Here is a 15,963-nt window from a genome sequence, read left to right on the forward strand (position 1 = left end):
ACTTTATGAAGATTTTAATTTCTCAACATCAGCAAACATTTCTCAACTATTTCTACCTCATCTACTGACAGTTGGTCTAACAGCAGTGCCAGTTTTTTCTCATGTTCCTCTCCTTCTTCTCCTATCCAGCAAATGTAGATTTCGCAATAATCTCCTTTGGGAAGGAATTTTTTTAGAAAGTCACATACATGGTGAAAAGTTCTTTTGGCTTTTTCATAGTTATGGGGGGAATACACTTTATTTTCGTTATGCATTTGCCAAATGGGCTCTCCCTTTGTTTCGATTTCATATACATAGGGTGTTGTAAAATGCTTTGCCTGTACAATTTGGCGATTCTCTTTTACCGAGAAAAAATAATTTATGTCAACTTCATTTTCTGTATAGTCATCCTGTATTTCAACTGGAAAATTGAAGCCTATATAGGTTGTCATACTCATATTTTGCTCCTCCTATTAAAAAACCCTGTAAATGTACAGGGTGTCAGCAACGTAGCTGTTGATAATGTAAATAGACACGCTTTGGAGTTCGTGCTTCTACGAATACTTCTTGCATCACCAATTCCTGGACCACGCTTTGAAGAAATTGCTTGAAGCAAAAAGGCTTCAAACGACGGGTTGTCCGCTTCCTTTTGTGAGGCTTGCTACCGTAGTTGGTCTACCGTGATGGCTGTTGCTTTGATGGTTTGGTGTTGCGGCGGTGTTTTTGGTTCAATATAGAGCGTTGTGTAATACGCATCCGCAATGACAATCACGTAAATAATGAATAGTAATCGTTTTGTTCAATGGTTCAAAAAAATCATTTCTCCCTTTTTTATAGCTGACAACGAAAACTTGTCTACTTATCATACGAGCAATTGATCAAAAGGTTTCAAAAATATTTAAAGGGAGACAATTTTCTGTCTCCCTTACGCCTCTAGGCTTCTGCCACCATCATTTTCCCAGCGATCAATGTCCCAGTGATCCTCATCTTTTTCTCTCAAAATACCCATTGCATTCAATGGAACGAATGACATTTTGTCCCTCACCCTTTTCAAGCGTTCTTCTCTAGTTTATGAAGGGAAAGGGGTTTTCGTTCATCGTAAAATAGGCTTAATTTTAAAGCCTAAGGCAATCGCAGCTCCAATGCAGCTAAAAAGACAGCCTAAGATTAAATAAATACTGAGTGTTGATTCGCCGATGACAACAGACGCAATACCACCAATCACGGGGAATAATGCAACCATATAGCCACTTTTTGCCCCTCCAATTCGTTCGACTAGTTTTAAGTAAAATAACCATGCGAAAAAGGATGCAATAAGCGTTAAATACAAGAGCGCCGATAAGTAGGTAAAGGATTTGGGTATTACGACTGTTTGTCCCTGTAGCCAAACAATGGCACACATGACTGCACTACCCACTGCAAAACCAATGGCATTCGCATAAATCGGGTTGATTTGATGCTTGGCATTTCGGGCAGAGCTTGCATCCCCAATGGCTGTTAGGACAGTCCCTACGAAGGCAATTAACACTCCTTTTAACTCCATATTATGTAAAGATGGATAAATCAGCACCCCCACGCCGATGACGCCTAAAATACCGCCAATTAAAACACGACGATGCAATGGCTCCTTGAGAAATATCCGTAGGGCGATGGGTGTTAGTATGACTTTTAATGAAAAAATTAATGTGACAATAGCAGCCGAGCTCCATATCGTCGCATAATACAGCGCTAAATAGCTGAATGCAAAATTACAAACGCCAAAAACGATGATAAAAGGTACATCGCCCTGTTGTGGTTTACCCTGTGGCTTCAAGAACCAAGCAAGGATGAAAAATAAAAGGGCTGTCATGACTAAACGATAGGTTAAAGATAATTCTAAACTGACTGGCGTTCCTTGAATTTTGACTGCAATAAAATTAAGACCCCAGACAATCAAACAAAAGATATACATAAAATTTGTCATGCTGTTTTAAATTCCTTCTCCGATGCTATTCCTGCCATCTTCCCATAATGATCGTGTGATAGAACCTGCCATCTGCAAGGCATTTATCATTTTTCAGAATGCCTTCCACTAAAAAGCCCATTTTTTTATAGAGCTGTATCGCTTTCTCATTGGTTTCTAACACTTCTAGTGCTATTTTGCGAATACCATTGGCATCTGCCCAATCAATGGATTCTTGCAGCAAGGCTTTTCCTATGCCATAGCCCCAAAACTCTTTACTGACTCCAACACCAAAGGTTACTTTATGGGCAAGCCTTTTGAGTGGAGAGCCCTCACATCTTGAGAACCCAACGATCCGATCACCGACAACCGCTACTAAACATAAATTTTTTGAGCTTTCGCTATCCTGTTGAATAAGCTGCTCAAAGCCTGCTCGATCAATCAATGCCTCGCCCTGTTCACGATCGAAGTTTTCCGTTTCACCGTCTAATTGCAAGCGTAAATCTGATAAGGCTTGGGCATCTTCGCGTCGGGCACAGCGAATTGTATAGGATAGCTCTTTTATCTGGAGCTCTTTCTGATCAATCAGCATGTTGGAATCCTCCAATTGACTGAATCCGCACAAAACGATTATGCCAAATGGATTCGTGATGTTGAATAATTTGTGGTGCTGCCAGTACATTACTATCTAAGGTGCTATGTGCATCTTCTATTAAAATATTATGATGGTAGCCATGACTAAAAGCACTACGGATTGTTGTATCAAGACAAAACTCTGTTTGAGCACCCGCGAAAATCAATTGGTCGATGTGATGCGCTTGTAAATAAGCTGCAAGCTCCGTTTGATAGAAAGCGTCCCACGTTGTTTTTTGAATCACTTGATCCTCCGCCTGTCTAAGTAATCCATGATACAGTTCCCAGCCTGGTTGACCTAATGCAAAATCCACATCATCTGCGTCTGTATGCTGAATAAAAATAACGGGTACTTCGTTGCGCCGTGCCCATGTAATGGAGGCATTAATATTTTTGATAATAGCTTCACTGTTCCAAAGATTTTGCTGGCCATCTAGAAAGAAAGCCTCCTGTATATCGATAATGATGAGTGCTTGTTTCATCGTATCCTCCTTTGTGCATCAGTAGTAACTTTTTTAATTGTACAGAAAACGATCTTCCATTAAAAGAAAATTTTGCACAACAAAAAGCACCTTTACAACATCGTAAGGTGCCTCAACTATGTACACTACCATCTAATACATGCCACTATTAGATGGTGTCATGCGCTCGCATCATTTGATATAGGCTAATGTTTGATAAACTTGGTGAACCGAATGATTAAATGCTTGCTGTTCCTCTTCGTTTAAATGCAATTCAATTACACTTTCAATACCAGCTCCCCCTAAAACAACAGGGACACCAATGCAGGCATTGTCTACTTGATATTCGCCCTGTAAATACGTAATGATGGGCATTACTTTCCGTTGATCCTTCACAATCGCTTCAATCATTTGGACAATGGCGGCAGCTGGGGCATAATAAGCACTGCCATTGCCAAGTAGGGCGACAATTTCGCCTCCACCTTTTCGCGTTCGCTCCACTAATTGCTCAATCTGTGCTTGTGGCATTAATTTTTCTAATGGTATTCCTCCGACATACGTATAGCGAACGAGTGGCACCATTTCATCGCCATGTCCACCCAAGACGAAGCTCGATATATCCTCGACAGCAAGCTGAAGAGCCTGTGCGATAAAGGTATTAAAGCGCGCTGTATCTAAAACACCTGATTGTCCCATGACACGATTTTTGGGAAAACCCGTTGTTTCCAGACAAACATAGGTCATAGCATCGACAGGGTTACTTAAGACGATAATATAGCTAGTTGGCGCATAACGTTTGATTTGTTCGCTTACCGTGCGGATGATTGCCGCATTTGTATGAATTAAATCCTGCCGTGTCATCCCAGGCTTTCTTGCAATACCTGCCGTGATAACCACAATATCAGCATGAGCTATTTCCTGATACTTTGAAGTAGCCGTCACCTGTACGTTAAATCTTTCTATTGGTCCAGCTTGGAGAATATCTAATGCCTTCCCTTTCGCAGCATTTTCGAAGTCTGGTAAATCGATAAGCACAATATCCCCGATCTGTTTCTGTGCGACCATTAACGCTACGGTTGCACCTGTATGTCCAGCGCCAATGATGGCGATTTTGGGTCGCCTAAAGCTCATTTGCCTCCCCCTCCTAACGACATAGATTCATCGACTACTTATCTGCCTGCTCATCCTCTACAAGTTTTGTTTGTTGAGGCTTCTGGCGAGTGCTTGTTTTTTTGGCTGCTGCCTCCGTCACTTTTATCGGCTGTGTTTCATCAATAATCGCTGTGAATACTTCATTGGCTGCTCGTGGAATTACATGTGCGCTTAGTAGCTTGCTCGTTCGCGTTGCTGCCGCTTTACCAGCATCAACCGCAGCCTGTACTGCACCAACATCTCCCTCGACAATAATGGTTACGATACCACCGTCTACTAGCTCCTGTTTCACTAATTGGACATTGGCTGCCTTTAGCATGGCGTCCGCAGCTTCAATGGAGCCAATCAAGCCATACGTTTCGATCATTCCTATCGCTTCTGTCACTGTGCTCACCTCACGATTCATCTGTGCCATCTATAATGCCAACAACAATGGCATCAATTGGACAAATACTGGACGTAGAAAAACTTCGTACAGCAGCACTGCCCATTGTTAAAATGACGTTATCTCCAACACCTGCACCTATACGATCTGCCGCAACAATTTGTTCATCACTTAGTTGACCATCCAGCTTTATTGGCTGGATAATGAGTAATTTCAATCCCTGTAGCCCTTCCTCTTTACGTGTTGCCCAGATATTTCCGACCACTGTTCCTATCCGCATGCATCCTCATCCTTTTTCGTGAAACTGAAGTTCAATTTCTAATTTTTCCACGGCCTCCTTCGCCAGTGCCGTCAACCTTGCCTCTTTGGGGACTATCACTGTCTCACCTTGATAACGGCTTACATCATTTGCCGTTATAATCTTGTGGTTAATTTTAATTGGAGGACTGACGAAGTTATTGTAAGGCTCTCCTGCCATCTTGCCTGTTATAATTGTACCCGTTTCACCCTGTTGGATGAAGGCTGCGTTTGCTTCATCTGTATCAATATGCATTTCTAAATGATAGTGATCAGCCACACGAATTTTCACTTGCTCAAAGGTAATGGGACGTCGCCCTTGCACCTTAACGGAGACGTATTGACCGTTCTGAACCCCTAACTGCTGTGCATCAGCAGGTGCCATATGAATATGTGCTTGTGCGATAATGACCCCTTCTTGTAAAATCAAACTTCCTCTAGGTCCTACCAGGATACAGCTAGCTGAACCAGCAATTTCTCCCGATTCACGCAAAGGTGGTTGAATTCCTAGGGCAATGGCATCTGTATGACTAATTTCAATTTGTGTGAAGGTGCGAGTTGGACCTAATACACGTACATTTTGGATGCTTCCTTTTGGTCCCACCACCTGTAGCGTTTCATGTGCTGCAAACTGACCGGGTTGAGCTAACATTTTTTTTACACTCAGCGTAGCACCTTTGCCAAATAGCTGCTCGACATGCTCTTGTTGTAAATGAATATGCCTTGCTGAGATACCTATAGGAATTTCATTGGGTGTAGGAGCTGCTTCTTTTTTAGGTAGTAATTCGGCTATGACATCATTAACAATTTTTATTATTGCTTGTTCATTCATATAGCCACCTCACTCATTATTGCATTTTTAAAATCGCTTCCAATTCTGCATGTGGTCGCGGAATCACATGTACAGATAATAGCTCTCCAACACGTTGTGCAGCTGCTGCTCCTGCATCTGTTGCGGCTTTCACAGCCCCTACATCCCCACGAACAAGCACCGTGACAATACCTCCACCAACATGGACTTTACCAACAATATTCACGTTGGCAGCCTTGACCATTGCATCAGCTGCTTCAATAGAGCCCACTAAGCCCTTTGTTTCAATCATTCCTAATGCGCCTAAATTCATTTCGTATCCCTCCTTCTATTAAAATGCCTCTGCATCTTCAGGTAATGTTTGGCCACCATCAATAATGATCGATTGACCCGTAATAAAGCCTGCCTCCTTACTACTAAGGAACAATGCAGCATACGCTATATCCTCCACACGACCAAGGCTACCAAAAGGAATCGCCTTCGCCATCTTCTGTAGATAGGTGTCACCAAGACCATCTAAGCCTTCTGTTGCGATATTTCCTGGTAACACGGCATTGACCGTAATATGATAGGGTGCTAATTCAAGAGCCGCAGTCCGCATAAACCCTAATTGAGCTGCCTTACTTGCGGCATAATGTGTCCATCCAGCATAGCCAGTCACTGGACCCGTTATCGACGAGGTAATAATGACCCTGCCAGCATTCGCTTTCTTTAAATGGGGCACGCAAGCTTTGACAGCAAACATCGTTCCTCTGGCATTGACATTTAATACCTGATCCCAATGGTCCGTCGTCATGTCCTCTAGTTTCCTCGAGGGAAATATACCAGCATTGGCACATAAAATATCGATGGAACCAAAAGAGCTAGCAACCTCCGTAGCCATGCTTTCAACAGATTCATAGTTTTCAACATCAACAGTGGCAGCAGAAGCGGAGAATCCTTGCGCTTGTAATTGATTTGCTACATCTGTGGCAGCTTCCATACCTCTTGCTGCAATCACCACATGAGCACCCTGTTCAGCAAATACGGTAGCAATCCCCTTCCCAATTCCTTTACTACCACCAGTAACTATGACAACCTTCCCTGTTAAATCGACCTTCAACTCGTTCCTCCACCTTTCCTTTTATTCATTTTAAGTACTTGGCTTTTTCGCAATTTCTGTTACTAATCCATTCACCGCGATATCTGGCCTTAAAATAGTTGAAGAGGCAATCCATTGATTGGCTGCTTTAGCTAGTTGTGTACCTATGGCTATCGCTTCCTGAATGGCCGCTGTGTCCCCTTCAATGGCAATGGTTACTAGAGCCAAATCGATGGTTTCTTGTCGAAGTATTCGAATATCCGCTGCTTTAAGCATAGCATCTGCGATTCGTATTGAAATCGCAAGTCCTCTTGTCTCCACAATACCAATCGATTTCATCATGTAACAACACTCCTGCTAATATCTTTGTATCGTCATCCCTTTTTCCTGAATCATTTCTTGTGCTAGTGGTGTAAGTTTTGTGTGGGCAGGTAGTGTCAGCCGTTTCCCCTTGTACGATTGAAGCATCTCTGCTGTCAAATAGTTTGCCACTATAGTCGAACGAGCCGGTTCCTCTTGCTGCTTTAAAAATCGAATAAGCTGTGCAAATAACTGAATGTCACAGCCAAACTCCTTTAAGCGCTCTATATGATGCAGCAACATTTTCATGTAAGGATTCGGTTCCTTTGCTGTGACAACAGCAGATAATTTTTCATTTGGAATTAAAATTGCTGTTTGATTGCTAACCAGCAACTCAGACAGGTACAAGGCTGCCGGTGTAGTAGGCAAGCCTTGGGCACTGCTGACGATAAATGCTTGATCCACTTCGAGAAAAACAATAGCATCGTAGAATAGCTGAGTGGGACTTGTGGTTTCATTTGCCTGCCACTCCTCAACATGGCAATAGCTTTGTAATACGTCCACCTGTTTCTTAGAAATGGTCGTATGAGAATGGACAAGCAAAAGTCTTTTATGCTTTTTATCCATCATCGATATGACTACTTCTTCGATGATTCTCTGTAATTCTTTTATATCCATACCTGTCACTCCATTTTGATAAGCTTGCCAATTGTATGCTGTTGAAGAGCGGCGGCATTCGCTTCATCTGTATCTACATGCATCTCAAGGACGAATGCTGAGGAGACACGCACAACCACATTCATTAATCGGAGCTGACGTCCATCCCCACAGATTTCAACCGTCACGATTTCCTTATCTTGGACATTGAAGGCAGCAGCATTGGATACAGCCATATGAATATGTGCTTGTGCAATAATCAATCCTTGTGTTTTATGGAGAGTTCCATGAGGTCCAATTAATGTGATTGATTCAGATTTTTCTAAGTCGCCTGACATACGAATCGGTGGTGTTACACCAAGCTTGATGGCATCCGTTTGACTGATTTCGACTTGGGTTGCAGTGCGAAATGGGCCTAAAACCCGAACCTTGTCAATTTGGCCTTTGGGTCCCTTAATCGTTAGAACATGCTGTGAAGCAAATTGACCTGGCTGGGAAAGTTCCTTCCATTTCTGTAACGCTGCGTCTCTACCAAATAAATAATAGAAATCCTCCTCATTAACATGACAATGACGGGCAGAAATCGCAATCGGGATACTTTGATTTGTAACTTCAGTGGCATGTATTTGATTGTTTGTCATCACAATCCCTCACTTTTCACTTAGGTAAAATTGCGTATAATTCTGAATGAGGGCGTGGAATAACATGTACCGATAATAGCTCACCTACCCGACGTGCGGCCTCAGAGCCTGCATCCGTCGCTGCCTTGACTGCCCCGACATCACCTGTCACCAGCACCGTCACAATGCCGCCACCAACATGTACTTTCCCTACAATATTGACGTTTGCTGCCTTTACCATGGCATCTGCCGCCTCAATTGATCCGATTAAGCCTCTTGTTTCAATCATGCCTAAAGCTCCATTTATCTCTACGCTCATTTCCTTTTCCTCCTCTAATTACTTAGCTTTGTGAGTACTTCCTCTACAATCTTTTCAATGGACAACCTGTCAATAGACACCCCTTCAATTGCTTGCATCGCTGGAGCCTGTATATTTTGTGGATGCTTTGGGGGTGGAATCGTTAGTGCCTTCACACCATAGGCCACTCTTTTTTTATTTAATAAATGATGTGCAGAAATATTATCACTCGTAATATTTCCCCCATAGGCCCCACAGCCCAATGTAAAGGAAGGCGTTAAACTTGTCGTACCGCCTGCAGCCCCAACAGATGCTAAAGTATTGACTAATATTCTGGACACGGGCATTTGAGCGGCAAACTGCTTAACAAAATGTTCGTCCTGTGCATGAATAGCCAGGCTATGTCCTCTCCCTCCAACGTCAAGCAAGCGACGGCAAATCTTTACGGCTTCTTCCTGAGAACGAGCCGTATAAAGACCTAGGATGGGAGAAAGCTTCTCCATGGAAAATGGATACTCCTTCCCAATCTGATGTTCCTCCGCGACTAATACGCGTGTATGTCGAGGGACATCAATATTAGCCATTTTGGCTATTACGGTTGCTGGCTTCCCGACAATTTGGCTATTTAATGTACGAGCTACTGGTGAAATCACCTTTGCTAATTTTTCCTTGTCCTGCCCACTTAGAAGGATGGCCCCATTTTCTGCTAAAGCAGCCATCACCTGTGCTTTGACCTCCTGATGTACGACAATAGCTTGTTCTGTGGCACAGATCGTACTATTATCAAATGATTTACTATCGATAATTTGCTTCATTGCCTCGTTCACATTTGCTGTGCGATCAATATAGACAGGAACATTCCCAGGGCCAACACCATAGGCTGGTTTCCCTGAGCTATAGGCAGCTTTGACAAGCCCTGCTCCACCAGTTGCTAAAATTAGCTGTACATCACGATGATGCATAAGTTCCTCTGTTCCTTTTATTGTTGGATGGCTAATCCATTGAATAAGTCCCTCTGGTGCTCCTGCATGAACGGCTGCCTGCTGACAAATTTTCAATGCCTCGATAGTGCAGTTGACTGCTGTTGGATGAGGACTAAAGACAATGGCATTTTGGGCCTTTAGGGCAATTAGCGTTTTAAAAATGGCTGTAGCAGTCGGGTTCGTAACAGGTGTAACTGCCGCAATAACACCAAATGGATAAGCAATTTCCACCTGCCTTGCTACCCTATCCTCATGTATAATGCCGATTGTCTTTTCATGCCGAATGGCTTCATAGACACCTTGAGAAGCCAACTCATTTTTTATTTTTTTATGTTCAATAATGCCCATCTTTGTTTCCGTAACAGCTAATACAGCAAGATTTTCTGCCTGTTTATAAGCAGCTTGGGCAATGGCCTCTACAATTCGATCGACCTGCTCTTGCGTAAAGCTGGCATACATTTTTTGCGCAATCGAAGCGGCTGCTATTCCGTCTCTTGCCTCTTGTATCGAAACCAAATCTTGGTCTCTCACCATATGACGAACCTCCCGTCATGTAAATTTTTTTAGGGCAATTAAGTCGCTCGAATTAGCTACAGAGACAGTGCCTGATGATTGCTGGTGCAGACTTTGCCAATGCTGTAATTCATGCGTAGATAATGCTACATAGGCAGGGGCAGTTGTTTGCTGCGTCTGATGTTGGTTTTCTTTTATTAATCGAAATGATTGCCATTCCTGTAATTCCTCATTTGATAACGTTTTAGAAGCTTGTTCAGGCTGAGAGCCTTGCGTTAGTTTTTCCAATACCAATTCAGTAATCTTGGCAATTAGCTGATTGTCCATATGCTCACTCCTTTTCGATTAGCATGGTGAGAACAGATTCGTCATACGCTTCAATAATTGCGGTTGCATCAGGTAAATAATCCTTTGGGTATGTGGCACTAGGAATGATGCCAATTGAAAAGCACATGCCAGCATTTTTAGCAAAGAGCATATCTGCATTCGAATCGCCAATCATCACGGCTTTCTCAAGCGATACTTGAAATTGTTCCTTTGCCACATATGCTAAGTCTGGGAAGGGCTTACTGGATGTAGCTTGGTCACTTCCTAGAACGAAATCAAACAAAGCTAATAACTCTAGCTGTTGTAAATGTGATTTGGCTCGTGCCGTTTGATCAGCTGTAATCACCCCTAATTTCATCCCTTTATTTTTTAAGGTTATTAAGAGATTACGAATACCTGGTAATGCCTGTACCTTGCTATTTTCCTGCTGCGATGTGGCTAAGTTGGAAGCTGCTCTCGCAAGTGTTACCCCTCTGCTCCATGGGATTCCCTGCTGATAGAGTAAGAACGCCACGATCGTCTCAGCTTCTTGTATACTTCCAATAGCTAGAGGACTCGTTGGGTCAATCGTTGTTCCATTGTCATTAACCCCTATGTTTCTTAAAAAAGTTTGTAAGGAAAAATAGATCTCTAAGTCTGAATTTTCAGTTAAATTAGCATATAAATTTTTGGCCCAGGCAATCCATAAAGAATCTATTTCTATGATTGTTCCATCCTTATCAAAAATGACCCATTCCACTTTTGTCATAGGAAAACCCATCCCTTTATTTATTCTCGTATAGCCTCTATTGGCGATACTGGTGCTTGCACCTCTACCTGCACTGTAGCGTCCTTCGCAAAGCGTTCCTCTGGTGCATCCTCGTTAATATGGTGTCTTGCCCACACCCAATAATAGATCGTTGCCACTGCAAAAACAGCCAAACAAACGATGAAAAAAGTCAAATTCGCAAAGAAGCTCGCAAAGATAGCAATGATGGCTAGCACAAGTGAGACAATAGGCGTAAATGGATACAGCGGTGTCTTAAAGGTACGTACTAAATGAGGTTCTTTTTTACGCAAAATCAACACCGATAAATTCATCGTAATATACGATACTAATGCCCCAAATGTAGAAATTAAAATTAAATCATCTGGATTAAATAAAATGACTAACACTAACCCGATAAAGCCTGGCAAAATAATGGCCATATATGGTGTTTGACGCTTTTTATGCATCTTCGATAACATGCTTGGCAAATAGCCTGCACGTGATAAAGCATAGACCTGACGAGAGTAAGCCAAAATCACACCCGAAAAGCTTGCAATTAGTCCTACTAAGCCAACAGATGCTAAAATCTGCGCCAACCAGTACGTATTTCCAAAAACAGCGGCAATCGCTGCTGGCAATGGATCTTCAGCAACCGTCATGACATCGATGCCAGCTAGCCCAATGGCAACAGTTGTTGTCAAAATGGATAAAATCAGCAAGGTCACCATACCTGAAATTAATCCCTTCGGCATGTCCTTCTGCACATCTCTCGTCTCCTCTGATAACATAGGCAACATCTCGATTGCTAGGAATAGCCACATCGCATAGGGCAATGCTGACCAGATGCCTTTAAATCCACCTGGTATAAGATCGCCATTCTCAGGGAATAAATGGCCCACATTAATTTGTGGTAAACCAACGAAATACATTAATACTAATAGCCCTAACGCGATAAAGACAAGCACCATTTCGATTGTGGCGTATTCCTTAATGCCAATAATATGAACCCCCATGAACAGAGCATACATAAAGGCAGCTGCCACCACTGTCGGTACGGCTGGAAACAAAAAGCTGATATAGCCCCCAATACCAATCGCGATAATTGGTGCGGCAATGACATATTGCAGCACGACACCAACTCCTGTAATAAAACCGATATAACGCCCCATCGCCCGTCGAGCAAAGGAGTAAGGTCCTCCTGCATAAGGTAACATCGTCGATAATTCAGAAATACCTAAGGTCATCGTTAAATACATAATCGCCATAAATAATGTGGCAATGAGCATTCCTAAAAAACCAGATTGACTTAAACCAAAATTCCAGCCAAAGTAGTTACCAGAAATCACAATGCCGACGCCAATTGTCCATAAATGGATGGGTGTAAGGGCTTTCTTTAATACGATGATTTCATCCTTTTTCGAAGACATGTTATTCGCCACCTTTGATCGTTATTTAGTTGGTACAGTCTTGATACTTTTCTACATAAGCTTTCACTAAATCATCACTCTGAAGCGTGTAATTTTCACCAAGTAAGCGCGTTGTCTCATTATCACGACTTCCAATCCACGAAATAAGCTGTAGTCTTCTCATTAATATAAAAGTTGGAATCATTTCTTTTTCTTCGTCTGTTAATAATCGAATTTTGCTGTAGCCCTTAAGCCATGAAGCGATCAACTCATCAAGATACGGCATGTGCTCAATAAAGCTCACCGATGTGGCTAAATCATATAAAAACCACCCAAAACCACAATCATCAAAATCAATCACTTTAATTTCGTCCCCATAGATGAGTAAATTAGCTAAGCGTAAATCCGCATGGATAAGACCAAATCGTGTTTTATCTTTCCCAAATGCCTCAAGCTTCTTTTGAATGATATGTGATGCTTCCTCATATAAAGCGATTCGTGCAGGGGTCATTCCTAGTCCATCCTGCCATCTCGCCCATTTTGGAGATTGACCTAGAATCGTGTCATAGTCCCATGTCATGCGCTGAAAGGCTTGGTAATAATCATGCTGCTCGATTGTGTGTTTATGGAACATGGCTGTAATTTCGCCTAATGTTTCAAATTGCTGAATTAAGTCATCTTCATTATTCTCATCAGGAGCATTACCCTCCAAAAATGTAAATAATGTGCTATAATATATCGTGTCATTATACGAATGAGCATGTACGTAGTCACCGTCATCTGCTCGCATCGGTAGTGATACATCAATAGGAGATTGCTCATGGAGCGAGTTTAACCAGGCAATCTCCGCTTCGATCTCCTCTTTTTTATGGTAATTTGGTCGGCTGATCCTCAGAATATATTTTTTGCCCTGCCCATCTTCTACGAGATACGTCGCATTTTCGGAATAATCAATCATTTTACAAGATGCTTCTAGTAAACAACTAAACTCCTTTAATGCATCATTTGCTGCTTGATGAAAGTTGGAAAGGACCAATTCTAAATCTATGAAATCCATTTGACCCATCTAGAAAACCCCCTGTTTACTAAATTGACAAGCTTTCTTTCCTTTAATAGCGTGCAAATTTCACAAGCTGCGCTGCTTCTTTTATGCCCGCCTCACATTTTTCAAGCAATTCATCACAGTACGCTTTATCACATAATAGCCCTGGCTTAAATTGCAACACACGTGTATCCAGCATTGAATAAATGGCCCATACACCATGTTTGTACAAGGAGCTCATCACATATTTAGCCCCTTCAGGATGATTAAATTCTAGGCCCATAACAACTCCAAGCTGACGAATGCCCACAAAGAAATCAGGATATTGTTGTTGAATACGCTCTAAACCACTTCGTAGATAACGAGCAACATATTCTACATTCTTTACTACTTCAGGACGTTGGGAGATTTCTAATACTTTCATCGCCACTACACAACCTAGTTCTGCTCCACCAAATGTAGAAATATGGGCTAGTCCATCTTCTTCCATCCAGCCGCCTGCTCGTTCATTGACCACTGTAGCTGCAATTGGATAGATACCGCCACTTAGCCCCTTTGCTGTCACCAGAATATCCGGTTTCACGCCATAATGCTCAATTCCCCACAGCTTACCTGTTCTCATCAAGCCCGTTTGCACCTCATCTGCAATATATAATGCCCCGTATCGTTCACAAAGTGATTTGACATCAGCCAAGTAATTAGCAGTGGGCAAGGGGAAACCATATGTCGCAGGAATAGTCTCGATAATTACGCTAGCTACATCCCCTCTAGCAAGCTCTCGTTCCATTGCCGCCAGATCATTGAAAGGTACGTGCACAAATTCATGGGGACTGCCCTCACTTAAAAATGGTTTTGAATAGCGTTCATTGCCAAGCGAAACTGCAAGACCTGTGTGTCCATGATATCCATTTTTAATGGAAATCGTTTTTTTACGTTTTGTAGCATAACGCGCACACTTTAGAGCCACATCAATTGCTTCACTTCCACCACTAGAGAAAATAGAATATGTTAAGCCTTCTGGTGTGCAGGCTGCTAATTTTTCAGCTAACTGTGCACGTGCAGTAGATGGAAAATGATGATTACCAATGTCAAAATAATTGGTTCCTTCCACTAATGCAGCAATGACTTCTGGATTACGATGGCCAAGGTTATATGTTCCGCCATTGAGATGCGCATTCATTAATTTTTTGCCATCCACATCGTAGAAATAATAGCCCTCTCGTTTCCCGATAACGACATCAACACCATCGATTTGCCACTGTTTCGTTTTTCCTGGATTCCACCAGTCAATTGATTTTTGTAAGGTTGCCTGTTTATTTGCAAAATAGTCCATAGTTTCCACCTTCCTATACATTGACGTCATCCAACATTTCACCTGCAATGAATAATTCCACTTTTTTCTGCTGTAATCGTTCCTGCCATTGTGTGGAGCTCTTTTGATCTGTAATCACCATCGAAACGTCCTCTAAATGACAAATATGCGCAAATGTAGAGACACCAAATTTCGTATGGTCTGCTAAAATAATCGTATTTTCTGCCCGCTCTATTAATTTCTTTGAAATCGCTGCGCCCGTAATATCATAGTCGGTAATACCATCTGCTAACGAAATTCCGCCTGCAGCAACAAAGGCTTTATTTGCCTTTAGTTGATTAAAAAATAAATCAGCTAATGGACCTCCCATAAATTTTTGTCGATGTTCATATTCTCCTCCCGCAAAGAGCACCTTCCCTTGAAAGCATTCTGCGGCTAATGATAGAACTGGGAGTGAATTTGTGACGACAATGACGTTGGGCTTATCACCTAAATAACGAACAATTTCATAGGCTGTTGTACCATGACCGATAAAGATAACATCACCGTCTTCCACAATACTTGCAGCAGCCTTACAAATCCTTCTCTTCTCTATATTGTTAAGTGACGTTTTCTGTTCAAAGGTCCTCTCATACTTTTCCTTTGCCTTCACAGCCCCCCCATAGACTTTGTGTAGAAGCCCTTCCTTCTCCAATCGATCCATATCTCTACGTATAGTCTCGCCTGATACATTTAATAGCTGCTCTGCATCACTTACCTTCACTTTTCCTTCTAAATCTAAAATATCTAAAATCACTTTTTTACGTTCCTCAAACGAAAGAGACATACATCATCACTCCAAACACAAAGTTAAATCCAACAAAATCCACAAATCCAACACTTTATTTCTGTATTTATGTGGATTTGTTTTGAATTTTAAATAATAGTTTAATAATTGTCAATACTCTGAATCTTATTTTCTGTATGATTTTTTCTCTCTAAAGCCACTTATTTCTCTTAAGCGTAAAATGAAAACT

21 protein-coding genes are annotated in these 15,963 nt (G+C 42.0%); all 21 read right to left on the reverse strand.

Annotated features, from left to right (window positions below; genetic code table 11):
• Window positions 1-14: 14 nt before the first annotated feature.
• Window positions 15-437, reverse strand: coding sequence for a hypothetical protein (locus tag NY607_RS01970; protein WP_259419069.1), 423 nt, complete (start codon window positions 435-437; stop codon window positions 15-17).
• A 635-nt stretch (window positions 438-1,072) separates the two neighbouring features.
• Window positions 1,073-1,942: a DMT family transporter gene (locus tag NY607_RS01975; RefSeq protein WP_004228976.1), complete on the reverse strand. Its 870-nt coding sequence runs from the start codon at window positions 1,940-1,942 to the stop codon at window positions 1,073-1,075.
• Between the two features lie 25 nt (window positions 1,943-1,967).
• Window positions 1,968-2,513: a GNAT family N-acetyltransferase gene (locus NY607_RS01980; protein ID WP_066037479.1), complete on the reverse strand. Its 546-nt coding sequence runs from the start codon at window positions 2,511-2,513 to the stop codon at window positions 1,968-1,970.
• On the reverse strand, window positions 2,503-3,036 hold the full coding sequence (locus tag NY607_RS01985; RefSeq protein ID WP_103117891.1) for a cysteine hydrolase family protein: 534 nt from the start codon (window positions 3,034-3,036) through the stop codon (window positions 2,503-2,505). The genes NY607_RS01980 and NY607_RS01985 overlap by 11 nt, the downstream gene beginning before the upstream one ends.
• Before the next feature lie 171 nt (window positions 3,037-3,207).
• Entirely contained in the window at window positions 3,208-4,146 is a 939-nt protein-coding gene (mdh, locus tag NY607_RS01990; protein WP_048390446.1) for a malate dehydrogenase, read from the reverse strand.
• A 34-nt stretch (window positions 4,147-4,180) separates the two neighbouring features.
• A complete protein-coding gene (locus tag NY607_RS01995; protein ID WP_016995125.1) occupies window positions 4,181-4,573 on the reverse strand; it encodes a BMC domain-containing protein in 393 nt (130 codons plus the stop codon).
• Complete coding sequence (locus NY607_RS02000) at window positions 4,563-4,832, reverse strand: EutN/CcmL family microcompartment protein (protein ID WP_016995124.1); 270 nt, start codon at window positions 4,830-4,832, stop codon at window positions 4,563-4,565. The genes NY607_RS01995 and NY607_RS02000 overlap by 11 nt, the downstream gene beginning before the upstream one ends.
• A 6-nt stretch (window positions 4,833-4,838) precedes the next feature.
• Window positions 4,839-5,681, reverse strand: a complete 843-nt coding sequence (gene pduL, locus NY607_RS02005; protein ID WP_259419070.1) for a phosphate propanoyltransferase — start codon at window positions 5,679-5,681, stop codon at window positions 4,839-4,841.
• A 16-nt stretch (window positions 5,682-5,697) separates the two neighbouring features.
• Window positions 5,698-5,973: a BMC domain-containing protein gene (locus NY607_RS02010; protein WP_048390439.1), complete on the reverse strand. Its 276-nt coding sequence runs from the start codon at window positions 5,971-5,973 to the stop codon at window positions 5,698-5,700.
• A gap of 18 nt (window positions 5,974-5,991) precedes the next feature.
• Window positions 5,992-6,762: a 3-oxoacyl-ACP reductase FabG gene (gene fabG, locus NY607_RS02015; RefSeq protein WP_103117888.1), complete on the reverse strand. Its 771-nt coding sequence runs from the start codon at window positions 6,760-6,762 to the stop codon at window positions 5,992-5,994.
• A 30-nt stretch (window positions 6,763-6,792) separates the two neighbouring features.
• Window positions 6,793-7,083: a BMC domain-containing protein gene (locus NY607_RS02020; RefSeq protein WP_048390435.1), complete on the reverse strand. Its 291-nt coding sequence runs from the start codon at window positions 7,081-7,083 to the stop codon at window positions 6,793-6,795.
• Between the two features lie 15 nt (window positions 7,084-7,098).
• The gene (locus tag NY607_RS02025; RefSeq protein WP_259419071.1) at window positions 7,099-7,719 is read right to left on the reverse strand and encodes a hypothetical protein; all 621 of its coding nucleotides are present in this window, start codon (window positions 7,717-7,719) and stop codon (window positions 7,099-7,101) included.
• A 5-nt stretch (window positions 7,720-7,724) separates the two neighbouring features.
• The gene (gene pduL, locus NY607_RS02030; protein WP_259419072.1) at window positions 7,725-8,339 is read right to left on the reverse strand and encodes a phosphate propanoyltransferase; all 615 of its coding nucleotides are present in this window, start codon (window positions 8,337-8,339) and stop codon (window positions 7,725-7,727) included.
• A gap of 16 nt (window positions 8,340-8,355) precedes the next feature.
• On the reverse strand, window positions 8,356-8,637 hold the full coding sequence (locus NY607_RS02035) for a BMC domain-containing protein (protein ID WP_004229005.1): 282 nt from the start codon (window positions 8,635-8,637) through the stop codon (window positions 8,356-8,358).
• A gap of 14 nt (window positions 8,638-8,651) precedes the next feature.
• Window positions 8,652-10,133, reverse strand: a complete 1,482-nt coding sequence (locus tag NY607_RS02040; protein WP_259419073.1) for an aldehyde dehydrogenase family protein — start codon at window positions 10,131-10,133, stop codon at window positions 8,652-8,654.
• 15 nt (window positions 10,134-10,148) lie between these two features.
• Complete coding sequence (locus NY607_RS02045; protein ID WP_004229009.1) at window positions 10,149-10,439, reverse strand: hypothetical protein; 291 nt, start codon at window positions 10,437-10,439, stop codon at window positions 10,149-10,151.
• A gap of 4 nt (window positions 10,440-10,443) precedes the next feature.
• Window positions 10,444-11,187 (reverse strand): HAD-IA family hydrolase, encoded by a 744-nt coding sequence (locus NY607_RS02050; protein ID WP_259419074.1) that lies wholly within the window; start codon window positions 11,185-11,187, stop codon window positions 10,444-10,446.
• 20 nt (window positions 11,188-11,207) lie between these two features.
• Window positions 11,208-12,614 (reverse strand): ethanolamine permease, encoded by a 1,407-nt coding sequence (gene eat, locus NY607_RS02055; RefSeq protein WP_259419075.1) that lies wholly within the window; start codon window positions 12,612-12,614, stop codon window positions 11,208-11,210.
• A 25-nt stretch (window positions 12,615-12,639) separates the two neighbouring features.
• Window positions 12,640-13,659, reverse strand: a complete 1,020-nt coding sequence (locus NY607_RS02060) for a phosphotransferase enzyme family protein (RefSeq protein ID WP_259419076.1) — start codon at window positions 13,657-13,659, stop codon at window positions 12,640-12,642.
• 43 nt (window positions 13,660-13,702) lie between these two features.
• Window positions 13,703-14,968, reverse strand: coding sequence for a class-III pyridoxal-phosphate-dependent aminotransferase (locus NY607_RS02065; RefSeq protein WP_004229019.1), 1,266 nt, complete (start codon window positions 14,966-14,968; stop codon window positions 13,703-13,705).
• A gap of 13 nt (window positions 14,969-14,981) precedes the next feature.
• Complete coding sequence (locus NY607_RS02070; RefSeq protein ID WP_004229022.1) at window positions 14,982-15,773, reverse strand: DeoR/GlpR family DNA-binding transcription regulator; 792 nt, start codon at window positions 15,771-15,773, stop codon at window positions 14,982-14,984.
• Window positions 15,774-15,963 lie beyond the last annotated feature (190 nt).

The organism is Lysinibacillus sp. A4, from assembly GCF_024919535.1.
Classification (GTDB): Bacteria; Bacillota; Bacilli; order Bacillales_A; family Planococcaceae; genus Lysinibacillus; species Lysinibacillus capsici.

What these genes read in the sequence shown, in the direction of transcription:
- NY607_RS01970 (WP_259419069.1), bottom strand. Translation starts at nt 437, where the DNA reads ATGAGTATGACAACCTATATAGGCTTCAATTTTCCAGTTGAAATACAG.
- NY607_RS01975 (WP_004228976.1), bottom strand. Translation starts at nt 1,942, where the DNA reads ATGACAAATTTTATGTATATCTTTTGTTTGATTGTCTGGGGTCTTAAT.
- NY607_RS01980 (WP_066037479.1), bottom strand. Translation starts at nt 2,513, where the DNA reads ATGCTGATTGATCAGAAAGAGCTCCAGATAAAAGAGCTATCCTATACA.
- NY607_RS01985 (WP_103117891.1), bottom strand. Translation starts at nt 3,036, where the DNA reads ATGAAACAAGCACTCATCATTATCGATATACAGGAGGCTTTCTTTCTA.
- mdh (WP_048390446.1), bottom strand. Translation starts at nt 4,146, where the DNA reads ATGAGCTTTAGGCGACCCAAAATCGCCATCATTGGCGCTGGACATACA.
- NY607_RS01995 (WP_016995125.1), bottom strand. Translation starts at nt 4,573, where the DNA reads ATGAATCGTGAGGTGAGCACAGTGACAGAAGCGATAGGAATGATCGAA.
- NY607_RS02000 (WP_016995124.1), bottom strand. Translation starts at nt 4,832, where the DNA reads ATGCGGATAGGAACAGTGGTCGGAAATATCTGGGCAACACGTAAAGAG.
- pduL (WP_259419070.1), bottom strand. Translation starts at nt 5,681, where the DNA reads ATGAATGAACAAGCAATAATAAAAATTGTTAATGATGTCATAGCCGAA.
- NY607_RS02010 (WP_048390439.1), bottom strand. Translation starts at nt 5,973, where the DNA reads ATGAATTTAGGCGCATTAGGAATGATTGAAACAAAGGGCTTAGTGGGC.
- NY607_RS02020 (WP_048390435.1), bottom strand. Translation starts at nt 7,083, where the DNA reads ATGATGAAATCGATTGGTATTGTGGAGACAAGAGGACTTGCGATTTCA.
- NY607_RS02025 (WP_259419071.1), bottom strand. Translation starts at nt 7,719, where the DNA reads ATGGATATAAAAGAATTACAGAGAATCATCGAAGAAGTAGTCATATCG.
- pduL (WP_259419072.1), bottom strand. Translation starts at nt 8,339, where the DNA reads ATGACAAACAATCAAATACATGCCACTGAAGTTACAAATCAAAGTATC.
- NY607_RS02035 (WP_004229005.1), bottom strand. Translation starts at nt 8,637, where the DNA reads ATGAGCGTAGAGATAAATGGAGCTTTAGGCATGATTGAAACAAGAGGC.
- NY607_RS02040 (WP_259419073.1), bottom strand. Translation starts at nt 10,133, where the DNA reads ATGGTGAGAGACCAAGATTTGGTTTCGATACAAGAGGCAAGAGACGGA.
- NY607_RS02045 (WP_004229009.1), bottom strand. Translation starts at nt 10,439, where the DNA reads ATGGACAATCAGCTAATTGCCAAGATTACTGAATTGGTATTGGAAAAA.
- NY607_RS02050 (WP_259419074.1), bottom strand. Translation starts at nt 11,187, where the DNA reads ATGACAAAAGTGGAATGGGTCATTTTTGATAAGGATGGAACAATCATA.
- eat (WP_259419075.1), bottom strand. Translation starts at nt 12,614, where the DNA reads ATGTCTTCGAAAAAGGATGAAATCATCGTATTAAAGAAAGCCCTTACA.
- NY607_RS02060 (WP_259419076.1), bottom strand. Translation starts at nt 13,659, where the DNA reads ATGGGTCAAATGGATTTCATAGATTTAGAATTGGTCCTTTCCAACTTT.
- NY607_RS02065 (WP_004229019.1), bottom strand. Translation starts at nt 14,968, where the DNA reads ATGGACTATTTTGCAAATAAACAGGCAACCTTACAAAAATCAATTGAC.
- NY607_RS02070 (WP_004229022.1), bottom strand. Translation starts at nt 15,773, where the DNA reads ATGTCTCTTTCGTTTGAGGAACGTAAAAAAGTGATTTTAGATATTTTA.